Origin of the sequence: Hymenobacter sp. PAMC 26628 (assembly GCF_001562275.1) — a bacterium.
GTDB lineage: Bacteria > Bacteroidota > Bacteroidia > Cytophagales > Hymenobacteraceae > Hymenobacter.
The window spans coordinates 557,960-571,278 of record NZ_CP014304.1; the positions used below are offsets into that span (position 1 = coordinate 557,960).

The window sequence follows — 13,319 nt, forward strand, 5'->3', positions numbered from 1 at the left end:
GAGGCCGGGCCTTTTTGGGCCCCTAAGTAACCGGGCGGCTAGTTAAACGAGTACGTTGCGTAGAGTTGAAAAGCGCTGTTGCGCTGCTGCGGCTGGGTCGTCGTGTTGCCATTCATCGATGATTTGGGGAAGTTGGTAAACGCCCCGTTGTAGCGCAGGCCCACGCCCAGGCCGTGCTTTAGTTGGTAGCCCAGGCCCGCCAAATAGCCGAAATCAATGCTCTTGTAGCTGGATGTGATGTCGGTTGACGTGTTGCCGGCCTGGTACTTTGCGGCCACCAGGAAACCAACCTGGGGTCCTGCTTCAAAAAAGAACCCGTCGGTGTTGACGTGGAAGGCCAGTGGCACATCAACGTAATGCAGGCGGTAGTTGACGTCCACCGCATTGGTCTTGGCGCCCTTCTGCGAGTACAGCACTTCGGGCTGAAAGGCAACTAGCCGCGTGAGGCCAATGTTAGCGAAGATGCCAGCGTTGAAGCCAAAGCGATTATTAAAAACATTCTTCGCATTGGGGCCCACAAAATCGGTGAGCGATGCGCCGGCCTTAAGGCCTAGCGACACGTTGCCGCCGCGGCCCCGGTACTGTGCTTGGGCAGCGCTGACAATGCTTGTTAACAAGGCGATAGTAATAATTGATTTTCTCATGAAAATTAATTTGGTGAAAATAACAAGTCGTAAAAATACGGTGTTATTTTTTCGAGCAGTAATACGAATATTTATTTTTTTATCGAATAAGATATTTGGCAACGTATAGAATGGATAAATATTTTACTACTTGATAACTTTTTTATATTATTTAATAACTAATACTTATGATAGCTTCTTTGATAAGACAAAATAAAAGCCCGGCCTTTACAAGAGGCCGGGCTTTTATTTTGTCTTATCAAAGAAGCTATTTGCCGCCAAAAGCGTAACCAACTTGGAACTGGAATACTGAGTTGTGAACACTAGGGTTGTTGCCGTTGCCACCGGCGTAAGCTTGGCCGGCGTAGTTAGCCGAAATGCCTTGCTTGTACACTTGTGTAAAGTCGCCGGTGTAGCGCAAGCCAAGGCTCAGGCCACTGGTGATCTGGTAGCCGATACCGCCCACGTAGGCAAGCACCGTCTTGTTCATGTCGGCGCTGTTGGTGTTGTCTGTGCTCTGGGTGCTGGTGTTGCCAGTCTGCGTAAAGTCGCGATTACGTACCAAGAAGCTGGCCTGGGGGCCCAATTCAAAGAAAAGTCCTTTGCCGTCCTGGCCGGCGTTCACGCGCAATAGCACGGGTACGTCGATGTAGCTCAAGGTAGTCTTGAAGCGGGTAGTGGGCAGGCCTTCGAAGTTGTCAATCGAGGCACCTTTCTGCGAGAAAAGTACTTCCGGCTGCACCGAGAAGTTATCAGCAATGCCAAAGTTGGCGTAGAGACCGGCAGTGAAGCCCGACTTGTACTCGCTGCCTTTCGAATCGGTACCGGAGAAAGTAGCTAGATTATAGCCGCCTTTTACACCATATTTAATGCCGGTTTGAGCGTTTGCGGTGCCAACGATGCCGGCAAGGAGGGCGAGGGGAAGGATTACTTTCTTCATGGTTGAAAGAATGTAAAAAAGAAATAATTAATAATTATTCGCAACAGCAACTCGCCATTGGGAACGTGCCTTATATCGAACCCAAGATTAACAGGGTTTCAATTGTTTTATAAAAAAACGATATTTTCAATAATTCAGAATTTATTCACATAATTTATTTCTCCTTTTTTTTGCTACTGATGTAATGGCACTGAAAGCATTAGGGCTGCATTGCTGCTTGGCTTAATACTTAATTTGCTGCCCAAGTAAATTTCCAACTGGGGCTGCTGCCGGCCGCCTGGTTGGTGTTAGCGGCGCTTTGCGCAAGCGGTACTCACCGGGCCCCAGTAAGGCCGAATGCTAAGACACTCCGGGGCCCCAGCAGCGGGTTTGAGACTGGTTTTTAAACGGTTCGGCAAAAAAAGACAGCCCGGTGGCGAAGTCTTTTCCATCTTTCGGCCGTGGCTGCACTAGTGGCCGCGCCGCGCCATGGAAACCCTCTTTCAGTACAACCGCTACCTGCACATTACGGCCGGCATCATTGGGTTTTTGGTGGCTCCGGTGGCCCTGGCAATGCGCAAGGGCGGGGAAGCCCACCGGCTCTGGGGCCGCGTGTTTTTCTGGGCAATGGCCGTGGCTGGTACCACGGCCATTGCCGGGGCCCAGCACATCCATAGCTTGTTTTTGCTGCTTACGGCGGTGTTTAGCCTGTACATGGCGGGGTTTGGCTACCGCTCCATTTTCCTGAAGCCGCTGGCCTGGAATGCCCGCGTGGCGGCTTTCGACTGGGCCGTGGCGAGCACCGGCCTAGTAGTATTTTTGGGTACGGTGGCGTATGCTTTCGCGGCGGGCAACATACCCGTGGGGGTATTTGGGGCCCTGGGGGCCATGACAGCGGTGCGGCAACTGCGCGGCTACGCCAAGGCCGGCCACTGGGCCAAAAACCAGTGGCTGCTAAACCATATTTCGGGGTTTATGGCCTCCTACATCGCGGCGGTGTCGGCGTTTTCAGTCACCAGCCTGCGCTTTATTCCGTTTCCTTACAACTTCTTGTGGCCCACGGTGCTGGGGCTGCCCGTCATTTGGTGGTGGCAGCGCCGGGTGCGGGCCCAGCGGGTGGCTATCGTACCAGGCTTCGATTTATCTGCTTCACCAGCCCCGGCCCTTCATAAATAAAGCCGGTGTAGAGCTGCACCAGCGAGGCACCGGCCGCCAGTTTTTCCTGCGCATCGGCCGCCGAGTGGATGCCGCCCGCCCCGATAATGGGCAGGCCGCCCGCGCTGCGCCGGTGCAGGTAGCGAATCACTTCCGTGGCCCGCTCGCGCAGCGGCCGGCCGCTGAGGCCCCCCGCGCCCAGGCCTGTTACGTGGCCGGCGTCAGTGCGCAGTCCGCCGCGGCCAATAGTAGTGTTGGTGGCTACGAGGCCGCTCAAGTGAGTTTCCTCAGCGATTTCGATGATGTCGTCGAGCTGGGCGTCGGTCAGGTCGGGGGCAATTTTGAGGAGCAGGGGGCGCGGTACGGGGCGGGCCAGGTTGCGGGCCTGCACCTGCTGGAGCAGGTCAATGAGCGGCTTTTTCTCTTGCAGTTCGCGCAAGCCGGGCGTGTTGGGTGAGCTCACGTTCACCACGAAGTAGTCCACCACGTCGGTCAAGGCGTCGTAGGCGGCTAGGTAATCGGCGGCGGCTTCGGCGTTGGGCGTGTCCTTGTTCTTGCCGATGTTGCCGCCGATGATGAGCTGGCGGTTGCGCCGCCCCGCCAGCCGCGCCGCTACCGCCGGGGCCCCATCGTTGTTGAAGCCCATGCGGTTGATCAGGGCCCCGTCTTGCGGCAGCCGGAACAGGCGAGGCTGCGGGTTGCCGGGCTGCGGCCGGGGCGTTACCGTCCCAATCTCCACGAAGCCGAAGCCCAGCGTGGCCAGCTCGTCGGTAAGGGCCGCGTTTTTGTCGAAGCCCGCCGCCAGGCCCACCGGGTTCGGAAATTTCAAGCCGAACACCGTGCGCTCCAAGCTCGGGTGCTGGTAGTCGTACAGCCCGCGCAGCAGGGCCCCCACGCCCGGTACGCGGGCCGCCCGGCGCAGGTTGTCAAACACGAGGTGGTGGGCGCGCTCGGCGTCGAGTTTGAACAGCAGGGGCTTGACGACGGACTTATACATAGTGATTTACCCGGCCCAACCTTCGCGGTCGAGGCTGCGGTACTGGATGGCTTCGGCCAAGTGGTGGATCTGGATTTCTTCGGTACCGGCAAGGTCGGCGATGGTGCGGGCCACTTTCAGGATGCGGTCGTAGGCGCGGGCGCTCAGGCCGAGGCGCTCCATGGCCGTTTTCAGCAGCATGCGGCCAGCGGGGCTGATTTCGCAGATGTCCTTCACCATCTGGGGCGGCATCATGGCGTTCGAGTGCACGTCGGGAAACTCCTTGAAGCGGGCTTCCTGCACCTGCCGGGCCCGGTCCACGCGGGGCTGAATGTCGGCGCTGGTTTCGGCCTTGCGGGTTTCCGTCATCTGGTCGAAGGTCACGGGCGTCACTTCCACGTGCAGGTCGATGCGGTCGAGCAGGGGCCCCGAGACTTTGTTGAGGTACTTCTGGACCACGCCGGGGCCGCACACGCACTCCTTTTCGGGGTGGTTATAATAGCCGCACGGGCACGGGTTCATGCTGGCAATTAGCATAAAGTTGGCCGGAAACTCGATGCTGACCTTAGCGCGGGCGATAGTCACCCGGCGCTCTTCCAGTGGCTGGCGCATCACCTCCAACACCGAACGCTTGAACTCAGGCAATTCGTCGAGGAACAGCACGCCGTTGTGGGCCAGCGAGATTTCGCCCGGCTGCGGGTTGCTGCCGCCGCCCACCAGGGCCACGTCCGAAATCGTGTGGTGGGGGGCCTGGAAGGGCCGCGTGCTCAGCAGGCCGCCGCGCCCCAGCTTGCCGGCCACCGAATGAATTTTGGTGGTTTCCAGGGCCTCCTGCATGCTCAGCGGCGGCAAAATGCTGGGCAAGCGCTTGGCCAGCATGGTTTTGCCGGCCCCGGGCGGCCCGATCATAATCACGTTGTGGCCCCCGGCGGCGGCAATTTCCAGGGCCCGCTTGATGTTTTCCTGGCCCTGCACGTCGGCAAAATCAGCCGTGTACTTGTTCACCGCGTGCTGGAACAAGTCGCGCGTGTCCACCACCGTGGGCTTGATGTCGGCGCGGCCCTCCAGAAAGTCGATGGCCTCCTGCATGCTGCCCACCGCCAGCACGTCGAGGTGGTTGACGATGGCCGCTTCCTCGGCGTTTTCCTTGGGCAGGATGATGCCCTTAAAGCCTTCCTTGCGGGCCTGAATGGCAATGGGCAGCACGCCCTTAATGGGCCGCAGCTCGCCGTCGAGCGACATTTCGCCCATGATGACGTACTCGTGCAGCCGTTCGGTGTTCAGCTGCTGCGAGGCGTGCAAAATGCCCAGCGCAATGGGCAAATCGTAGGCCGCGCCCTCCTTGCGGATGTCGGCCGGGGCCATGTTTACCACGGTTTTGGTGCGCGGCATCCGGTAGCCGCGGAACTTCAGCGCCGCCTCAATTCGTTGCTGGCTCTCCTTAATGGCATTATCCGGCAAGCCCACCACGTTAAATCCCGTCCCGGCCGACACCACCACCTCAACAATGATGGTGTAGGCATTGACGCCCTGCACGGCCGAGCCGAAGGTTTTGGTTAGCATAAAAATAATTAGTAATAGAAGTTATGTAATTGATTAATTGATAATTAAGCCGTCATGCAGCGTGCAGCGGAGCATGACGGCCTTTTCTTAGCATTACCATTAGCATTACCATCTGTTCAAGCAGAAATTAGTTGATAACCAACTGCTCGATCAGCATGATCAGGATGTGAATCACCTTGATGTGGATTTCCTGGATGCGGTCGGCGTAGCCGCTGTGCGGGGCCCTAATTTCTACGTCGCAGATGCCGGCCAGCTCGCCGCCGTCCTTGCCGGTGAGGGCCACTACTTTCATGCCCTGGGCGCGGGCGGCCTCGGCGGCGCGGAGCACGTTGGGTGAATTGCCGCTGGTGCTGATGGCTAGCAGCACGTCGCCCGGCCGGCCCAGGGCCTCCACGAAGCGGCTGAACACGAACTCGAAGCCGTAGTCGTTGGCCACGCAGGTCATGTGCGAGGCATCGGTGAGGGCGATGGCGGCCAGGGCCCTGCGGTCGGCGCGGTAGCGGCCGCTCAGCTCCTCGGCGAAGTGCTGGGCGTCGCAGAGGCTGCCGCCGTTGCCGCAGGTAAGGATTTTGCCGCCGTTGCGCAGGCTGGTGGCCATCAGCTCGGCCGTGTGGGCAATGCGGGCCAGGTTGGTTTCGTCGGCTAGGAAGCGGTCGAGTACGGTGCGGGCTTCGGCCAACTCGGCGTGGATGGCCGTGGTAAGGGCAGTGGTGGGGTGGGGCACGCGAAAAGGGTAGGGCGTGGGTAAAAAGAATTACAGCCGCGGCCGCTCGGCCGAGGGCGTATTGGGCAGGCCGGGGTCGTTCTGCGGAAACAGCGGGCGCTCGGGCTCGGGCGCCGCGGTGGGGGCCTCGTAGCGGTTGGCGGGCGTGCCCAGGGGCCCGGTGGCCAGCGGCTGGCTCGTCTGCTGGTGGTCGTAGAGCTTGGCCTTCAGTTCGTTGATGCGGCCGTCTTGCTTGGCCACGTTGCGGCGCAGGATGCTGCTATCGAGGTTTTCAACAACCAGGTGCACGGCTAGGATGACGGCCCCGATGGTGGCCAGCATCTGGAAGAAGTCCCGCTCTCGCTCCACTTGCGACAGCGCCGTTCCCAGGTCGGCTATTTGATTCCGCACCGCTGGCACCATTATGAACAGCAGAGCCAGCAGCAAGTACACCATCACCACTACCGAAACGAAACGTTTGAGCGCAACCATGAGCAGAGAAATTTTTTGAGTAGAGGGTTCAGCAATAAAGATAGGCCGCGCCGGGGCCCTACACCAGCGCGGCGTTGGTTTGCAGCGAGCTAAGGCGTTGGTAAACACCGCTGGGCCGGCGCAATAGCTCGTCGTGGGTGCCGCGCTCCACAATGCGGCCGTGCTGAAGCACGATGATTTCGTCGGCGTGCTGCACCGTGCTCAGGCGGTGGGCGATGACGAGCGAAGTGCGCGCCGCCATCAAGCGTTGCAGGGCCTCTTGCACCAGCTTTTCGCTCTCGGTGTCGAGTGCCGACGTGGCCTCGTCCAGGATTAGAATCGGTGGGTTGCGCAGGATGGCGCGGGCGATGCTCAGGCGCTGGCGCTGTCCGCCCGAAAGACGGCCGCCGCGGTCGCCAATCATGGTTTGGTAGCCGTTGGGGCTGGCCACGATGAACTCGTGGGCATTGGCGATTTTGGCGGCTTCGATGACTTCGGCTTCGGTGGCCTCGGTGTTGAAGCGGATGTTGTTGAAAATCGTGTCGTTGAACAGGATGCTTTCCTGCGTGACGATGCCCATCTGGTCGCGCACCGAGTGGATGGTGCAGGCGCGCACGTCGTGCCCGTCGATGAAAATCTGCCCGCCGCTGGCGTCGTAGAAACGCGGCAGCAGGTCGGCTACCGTGCTTTTGCCGCCGCCGCTGGGGCCCACCAGCGCCACCATCTGGCCTTTTTTGATGGTCAGGTTCAGGTCGTAGAGCACGGGCGTATCGCCGTAGCTGAACTGCACGTCGCGCAGCTCAATCTCGTGCTCAAAGGGTGGCAGCACCAGGGCCCCCGGCCGGTCGCGCACCGTCGGTTCGGTGTCGATGATGCGCAGCACCCGCTCGCCGGCCACCAGCCCGCGCTGGATGTTGCCGAACGAGCCCGACAGCGCCTTGGCCGGCGTGAGCACTTGCGAAAACAGCACCACGTAGCCGATGAATGTTTCGCCCGTCAGTGTAGAGCTGCCGCCCAAAATGAGCGAGCCGCCAAAGTACAGCAGCCCCGCTACCACCGACACGCCAGCAAATTCGGAGAATGGCGAGGCCAGGTCGCGGGTGTTGTCCATGCGCCGCGAGGTGCGGGCGTAGTGGTCGTTTTGCTCCTCAAACTTGCCCTTGATGTAGGCCTGCGCGTTGAACGCCTTGATGACGCGCACGCCGCCCAGCGTTTCCTCAATCACCGACATCATCGAGCCCAGCGTGCTCTGGCTGACCTCGGCCTGCCGCCGCAGCCGCTTGGCTACGCCCGCAATGGCCCCGCCCGAGAGCGGCAGCAAAATGAGCGTGAACAGCGTGAGCGGCACCGAGATGTAGAACAGCAGCGCGAAAAAGGCCACGATTTTCAACGGCTCCTGGATGACGGCCGTCATGGTGTTCACCACCGAGGTTTCCACTTCCTGCACGTCGCTGGTGAAGCGCGACATTAGGTCGCCCTTCCGCTCGCCCGAGAAGTAGCCCAATTGCAATTCCACCACGCGGTAGTACAGCGCCCGGCGCAGGTTGCGCACCACGCGGGCGCGTACCGTGGCCAGCAGCCGCAAGCTGAGGTAGCGAAACAAGTTGCTCAGCATGACCGACACTACCACGATGAAGCACACGAAAGCCAGGGCCCCCAGCTTGCCCTGCGAGGCCAGCACGCCGGCGAAGAAATAGTTAAAGGTGTCTTTAATCCAGCCCAGCCCGAGGTGGAAAGCCGGTAAATGGTCAGGCGCTACCTGCGGTACCTTGTCCGTTTTGTCGAACAATACTTGCAGCAGCGGGATGATGAGCGTGAAGTTGGCCAGCCCAAAAAACGTTCCCAGCACCGTGTAAAGCAGGTACTGCGGCAAGAAGTTGGCCAACGGCCGGGCGTATTGCAGGATGCGGAGGTACGTCTTCATGGGGCCCTAAAATTCGTTCAGGCGCTTGGCGATGTTCCAGCGCACGGCCACCGAGGCGTAGGTTTCGGTGCCGGTGCCCACGGCGTAGGGCAAGGGCTGGTCCAGCGTTTGGTGCCGGGCAATGAGCTTGGCGTCCAGGTACAGGTTCAGGCGCGGCTGGTACGTGGCCGTAAAGTCGAAGTGAAACAGCTTGCTTTGGTTGCCCTGGCCCACGCGGTTGCCGTAGTCCTGGGGGTGGGGCACGTAGGGCAGCAGCGGGTTGCCGCCGTAGTTGGCGACGCGGTTGCCGGCGTAATCCTGGCCGTAATCAAGGCCCTGCTTGGTGTAGAACGCCTTGGCCACTAAGTTCAACCGCGGCAGAGGCTGGTAGCTGACGATGGCCAGCACCTCGGCCAGGTTGGCCCCCATGGGGTGGGCCAGGGGCTGCTGGTAGTTGGTGTAGGCCGTGTAGAAGGAGGTGTGCTGGTAGGTGTAGGGGCGGATGTAGTTGAATTCGAGCTGCAAATCAAGGTTCTGAATGCCCGCCACGTCAATGTATTTGCCGCCCAGCTGCACGGCTTGCTTATTCGACCACCACCCGTTGCCGGACAGCACCTCGTTGAGCTTGAACTCGTCGAGCACCAATTGCCCATACAGCTGGGCCGTGTGCTTGATGTTCCACTTAAAATCGAGGCCCAGCAGCGCGTTGTCGGCCGAACCCACGTTTTGCTCGATGGCGCGGTAGAAGATGACGGGATTGAGGTACTGGATTTCCAGGCCGCGCCCGGGGGCCCCCACCACTTCCGATTCGAACAGGCCGATGTTGAAGTTCTTCGTCACGTCGAGGCTCAAATGGTGCAGGGCTAGGTACTTTTTGGGGTACACCTGGTCGGCGTTTTTCCGTTCCGCAATCATCTCCGTGAACAGGTTCTGGTAGTTGAGCTTCCAGATGCGCGTGTTCAGCTTTAGGAAGAAGTACGGGGCGCTGTAGTCCGATAGAATGAGCGAGCGGTAGCCGTTGCCGATAACGTTGCGGTCGTGCCCAAACTGCACGTTGATGTGTTTCGTGGCCGCGTAGGTAACGTAGCCCCGCGCCGTGAAGAAATCGTAGGCGCTACTGCCCGGGCCGATAACCGCTGCTTTGAACGGCTTGAGGTAGCCTTCGTGCGGCGCAATGGTGTCGCGCAAAATGCGGTCCTGCACGTAGCCAGGCACGGCCATCTGGTTGTCGGTGAGGAACAGGTAAAAGCCCAGGCGCTGGTCTACCGAACCCTCAATTTGGGCCCCGCGGGTGTTCACGTAGCGGAAGCCGCCAATTTTGCTGTCCTTGCCGCCTTCCAGCAGCGCTACGGGGTTCACTCGTAGTGTGAAATCCTTGGTCTGGACGCTGTATAAATCGGTCTGGTCGCGGTAGAAATACGTCAGGATGGGCTTGGCGCTCTGGTTAAGGGCCGTTCCCAGGGGCGAGCTGGGCCAGTTGTCTTTCAATAAGTACTGCGCGTTGAACCGGTCGGCGCGCGAAAGCGTGCCGGGGCCCCAGGTCGCGCTGTCGGGCGAGAGCAGTCGCTCACCCAGGCGGCCCACGCCGGCGCGGGTGTAGGGCCGGGCGCTGGTGTGCGGGTCGTTCAGCGAGTCGGGCCCATACTTAATAACGTAGCGGTCGATGAGCCGGTAGGTGTCCGCGTCGAGTGGCACGTAGGTGGGGCCCTGGGTCGAGAACGGGGCGGGGCTAGCCGGGGCTGCCACGCCCGCCGGGGCCCTGGCGGGCTGCGGCGCTGCTACCGGGGCCGCCCCTGGCGTTGCCATTGGGGTAGCTACCGGGGATGCCGTCGGGGCAGGTAGAAGCGGTTTAGCCGCGGGCTTCAGGGTGTCGTTGAAGATGTACCAGTTCGAGGTTTCGGTGCCCCGCGCCGGAACCGTAGGCGCGGCGGGTGGCGGGGCAGTGGGCGTTTGAGCCGCTGCGAAGCCAGCCGGTAATGCGCAGGTAGCTAGGAGTAAAAGAATTTGTTTCATAGCAAGTAAGCAACTCTGTAAAGCCAAGGGCATTGCGCGCCGCACGAATTAATTAACAAACCTACGCAAGCGGCCGTTGGCAAGGCGGGGCCCTGTCCGGGGCCCCCGTGGGGCGGGCCCCTTTGGGGGTTGGGGGTTTTTGTGCCAACTTCGGGACGCGGTTGGCGCCTGGCCGGCCGGTTCTTTTCTTTCAAAAAAATCCCGCCGCATGGCCGCCATTCCGTCCGCTCCCGCTTCCGAAACCACCTCCGCCGCCGAGGCCAACCCCCGCGTGCACGAGGTGTGCGCCGAGCCCAGCATCGCCAACCATTTCCTGGCCGAACTGCGTGACCGCGACGTGCAGAAAGACAGCCTGCGCTTCCGGCGCAACTTGCAGCGGCTGGGCGAAATCATCGCCTACCGCATCAGCGCCCACCTCAGCTACACCGACAAAACCATCCAGACGCCCCTGGCCGAAACCACTGGCAAGCTGCTCCACGACTTCCCGGTGCTGGCCACCGTGCTGCGGGCCGGCCTGCCCTTCCACCAGGGCTTCCTGAACTACTTCGACCAGAGCCCCAGCGCCTTCGTGGCCGCTTACCGCATCGAGGGCACGGCCCAGGTAACGGTGCAGGTAGATTACCTCTCCGCCCCCAGCCTCGACGAGCGGGTGCTGATTTTGGCCGACCCCATGCTGGCCACCGGCAAAAGCCTGGTGCAAACCTACCGGGCCATGCTGCGCTTCGGCATGCCGCGGCAGGTGCACATCGCAGCCGTCATTGCCTCGCCCGAGGGCCTGGCCCACGTGGCCCGCGAAATCCCGGAGGCCCACCTCTGGGTGGCCGCCATCGACGAGCGCCTCAACGACCAGGCCTACATCATCCCGGGCCTGGGCGACGCCGGCGACTTGTCCTTCGGTAGCAAAATCTAGCGCCGGGGCCCCGGCCCGCTGGTGGGGGTACCTTTACCGCTGGCGGGGTTTTTGTCCTTCGTCTGTCGTCTTTGCTCAACCCCCTGCTGTGCTTCCCCACGCCTTCAAATACGCTTCCGTGTTCCTGCTGAGCATGGTGAAGTTTTTGGGCGGCCCCCTGATGGGGGTGTCGATGGGCTTGCCGTTTGGTTTCACTTTGCTGCTCACCGTGGCGGGTATGATGACCACGGTGTTCATCATTTCGGGGGTGGGCCGAGTGTGGGTGCGGCACAAGCAGCAGCAGCGGCGGCTGCGGCGGGTGCCCATCTTTTCGTCGCGCTCGCGCAATATCATTAAGGTGTTCCGGCGGTTTGGCATGGGCGGCATTGCCTTCCTCACGCCGGTGCTGCTTTCGCCCATCGGGGGCACGGTCATCGCCACGCTGCTGGGCGTGCCGCGCGGCCGCATCCTGCTGCACATGCTCTGGAGCGCCGTGTTTTGGGGCAGCGTGCTCACGCTGGCCAGCGTCCGGTTCGGGCACCTGATCCACCATTGATGCGCTTAGAACAAAAGGCTGGGGCCCTGGAAACCAGAACGTTCTGCTTTCCAGGGCCCCAGCCTTTTGTTCCTGTGCACTAGTCGCCGGTTGCTACCGCCCGCGCCGCTTCAGGGCCTTCACGCCGGGGGCGGAGGCGCCCTTTTTGCCCGGGTTGGCCTTGGCGCCTTTGGAGCTTTTCTTCTTGCCGGCCTGGAATACCTTGCCCGTGCGCTTGTCGATGGTTTCGCCGGGCTTGATCCACTCCTTGCGCTCGTGGAAAGCACCTTTGAACTCGGGGTCGAGCAGCTTGCGGCGGTCGTCCAGCTCGCGGCTCATGGTTTGCTGCTCCTCAAACGGGGTTTCTTCCACCTTCACTTCCTCGGGCAGCGGCAGCAGCTCAATGGTCTGGTTGATGAGCTGCTCAATCTCGGCGATGTGCACCATCTCGGCCTCGTTGGCGAAGGTGATGGCCGCGCCCGTGTGCAGGGCCCGGCCCGTGCGCCCGATGCGGTGCACGTAGTCGTCGTGGATGATGGGCACGTCGAAGTTGATGACGTGGCTCACCTGGGGCACGTCGATGCCGCGGGCCGCCACGTCGGTGGCCACCAGGTAGCGCACCTTCCCGGCCCGGAACGCGTCCATGTTGTTGATGCGCGCGTTCTGGCCCTTGTTGCCATGAATCACGCGCACCTCGCCCGCCGGGGCCTTGCGCTCCAGGAAGTGCGCCACCTGGTCGGCGTGCTCCTTGGTACGGGTGAAGAGCAGCACGCGCGTCATGGTGTCCTGGTCGCGGTGGAGCAGGAAGTGCAGCAGGTTGATTTTGGTGAGCAGGTTAGGGGCCTGGTACAGCGTCTGCGTCACCGTCGAGGCCGTTTGGGCCGGCGGCGTCACCTCCACCCGCACCGGGAACTCCAGGAATTCCTCGCTCAGCAAGGTCACCCGCTCGGGCATGGTGGCCGAAAACAGGATGTTCTGGCGCTTGCGCGGGATGATTTCCAGAATGCGCCGGATCTGGGGCATGAAGCCCATGTCCATCATCTTGTCGGCCTCGTCGAGCACCAGCGTCTTCAAGTCCTTCAGCAGCAGGGCCCCCTTCAGGTAAATTTCCATCAGCCGGCCCGGCGTGGCAATCAGGATGTCCACGCCCTGGGCAATGGTTTCAATCTGGGTTTTGGGCCCCAGGCCACCGTAGATGGCGAAAATGCGCAGGTCGGTTTGCGTAGCCAGCGCCTTGAGGTGGGTTTCGATTTGCATGGCCAGCTCGCGGGTGGGGGCCAGCACCAAGGCCCGCGGGTTCACGCCTTGGGCGTACTTCACCTTCATCAGCAGGGGCAAGCCAAAGGCGGCCGTTTTGCCCGTGCCGGTCTGGGCAATGCCGAGCAAATCGTGCCCGGCCAGCAGCAGCGGAATGGTTTGGGCTTGCACCGGCGTGGGCTCGGTGAAGCCGGCTTCGGCCACGGCCGTGAGCAATTGTTTGTTGAGTTTGAAATCGTTGAACGACGGGGCAGCAGTGGGTTCCATCCCGCAAAGGTCGGGTATTTGGCCTGCATCCGAAGTTTTTTTGCC

Annotated in this window: 12 protein-coding genes; 3 read left to right on the forward strand and 9 right to left on the reverse strand. The window is 61.1% G+C overall.

From position 1 onward, the window contains the following. Positions 1 to 38: 38 nt before the first annotated feature. Together AXW84_RS02760 and AXW84_RS02765 are read right to left on the reverse strand one after the other, a co-directional pair. Positions 39 to 617: a porin family protein gene (locus tag AXW84_RS02760; protein WP_068228350.1), complete on the reverse strand. Its 579-nt coding sequence runs from the start codon at positions 615 to 617 to the stop codon at positions 39 to 41. Positions 618 to 891: 274 nt separating this feature from the next. Further along, complete coding sequence (locus tag AXW84_RS02765; protein WP_068228353.1) at positions 892 to 1,563, reverse strand: porin family protein; 672 nt, start codon at positions 1,561 to 1,563, stop codon at positions 892 to 894. Between the two features lie 468 nt (positions 1,564 to 2,031). Here AXW84_RS02765 and AXW84_RS02770 point away from each other — a divergent pair, with 468 nt between their 5' ends. Beyond that, positions 2,032 to 2,718, forward strand: a complete 687-nt coding sequence (locus AXW84_RS02770; RefSeq protein ID WP_068228356.1) for a hypothetical protein — start codon at positions 2,032 to 2,034, stop codon at positions 2,716 to 2,718. On the opposite strand, the gene AXW84_RS02775 is transcribed toward AXW84_RS02770, so the two are convergent. The 6 genes from AXW84_RS02775 to AXW84_RS02800 form a co-directional block, all read right to left on the reverse strand. Further along, complete coding sequence (locus AXW84_RS02775; protein ID WP_068228359.1) at positions 2,663 to 3,694, reverse strand: quinone-dependent dihydroorotate dehydrogenase; 1,032 nt, start codon at positions 3,692 to 3,694, stop codon at positions 2,663 to 2,665. The two genes, AXW84_RS02770 and AXW84_RS02775, sit on opposite strands and share 56 nt — an antisense overlap. 6 nt (positions 3,695 to 3,700) lie before the next feature. Next, positions 3,701 to 5,236, reverse strand: coding sequence for a YifB family Mg chelatase-like AAA ATPase (locus tag AXW84_RS02780; RefSeq protein ID WP_068228362.1), 1,536 nt, complete (start codon positions 5,234 to 5,236; stop codon positions 3,701 to 3,703). Between the two features lie 127 nt (positions 5,237 to 5,363). After that, the gene (gene lpcA, locus AXW84_RS02785; RefSeq protein WP_068228364.1) at positions 5,364 to 5,960 is read right to left on the reverse strand and encodes a D-sedoheptulose 7-phosphate isomerase; all 597 of its coding nucleotides are present in this window, start codon (positions 5,958 to 5,960) and stop codon (positions 5,364 to 5,366) included. A gap of 30 nt (positions 5,961 to 5,990) precedes the next feature. After that, on the reverse strand, positions 5,991 to 6,431 hold the full coding sequence (locus tag AXW84_RS02790; RefSeq protein ID WP_068228366.1) for a hypothetical protein: 441 nt from the start codon (positions 6,429 to 6,431) through the stop codon (positions 5,991 to 5,993). Positions 6,432 to 6,489: 58 nt separating this feature from the next. Next, the gene (locus tag AXW84_RS02795; RefSeq protein ID WP_068228375.1) at positions 6,490 to 8,334 is read right to left on the reverse strand and encodes an ABC transporter ATP-binding protein; all 1,845 of its coding nucleotides are present in this window, start codon (positions 8,332 to 8,334) and stop codon (positions 6,490 to 6,492) included. Positions 8,335 to 8,340: 6 nt separating this feature from the next. Then, the gene (locus tag AXW84_RS02800; protein WP_068228377.1) at positions 8,341 to 10,119 is read right to left on the reverse strand and encodes a capsule assembly Wzi family protein; all 1,779 of its coding nucleotides are present in this window, start codon (positions 10,117 to 10,119) and stop codon (positions 8,341 to 8,343) included. A 415-nt stretch (positions 10,120 to 10,534) separates the two neighbouring features. Between AXW84_RS02800 and upp the strand changes: the two genes are divergently transcribed. Then, positions 10,535 to 11,236, forward strand: coding sequence for a uracil phosphoribosyltransferase (upp, locus tag AXW84_RS02805; protein ID WP_082773660.1), 702 nt, complete (start codon positions 10,535 to 10,537; stop codon positions 11,234 to 11,236). Positions 11,237 to 11,324: 88 nt separating this feature from the next. After that, entirely contained in the window at positions 11,325 to 11,771 is a 447-nt protein-coding gene (locus AXW84_RS02810) for a hypothetical protein (RefSeq protein WP_236943234.1), read from the forward strand. Between the two features lie 93 nt (positions 11,772 to 11,864). Here AXW84_RS02810 and AXW84_RS02815 read toward each other — a convergent pair whose 3' ends face one another. Next, positions 11,865 to 13,274 carry a DEAD/DEAH box helicase gene (locus AXW84_RS02815; RefSeq protein ID WP_068228378.1) on the reverse strand — a complete coding sequence of 470 codons (1,410 nt, stop codon included), beginning with the start codon at positions 13,272 to 13,274 and terminating at the stop codon, positions 11,865 to 11,867. Positions 13,275 to 13,319: the final 45 nt, after the last annotated feature.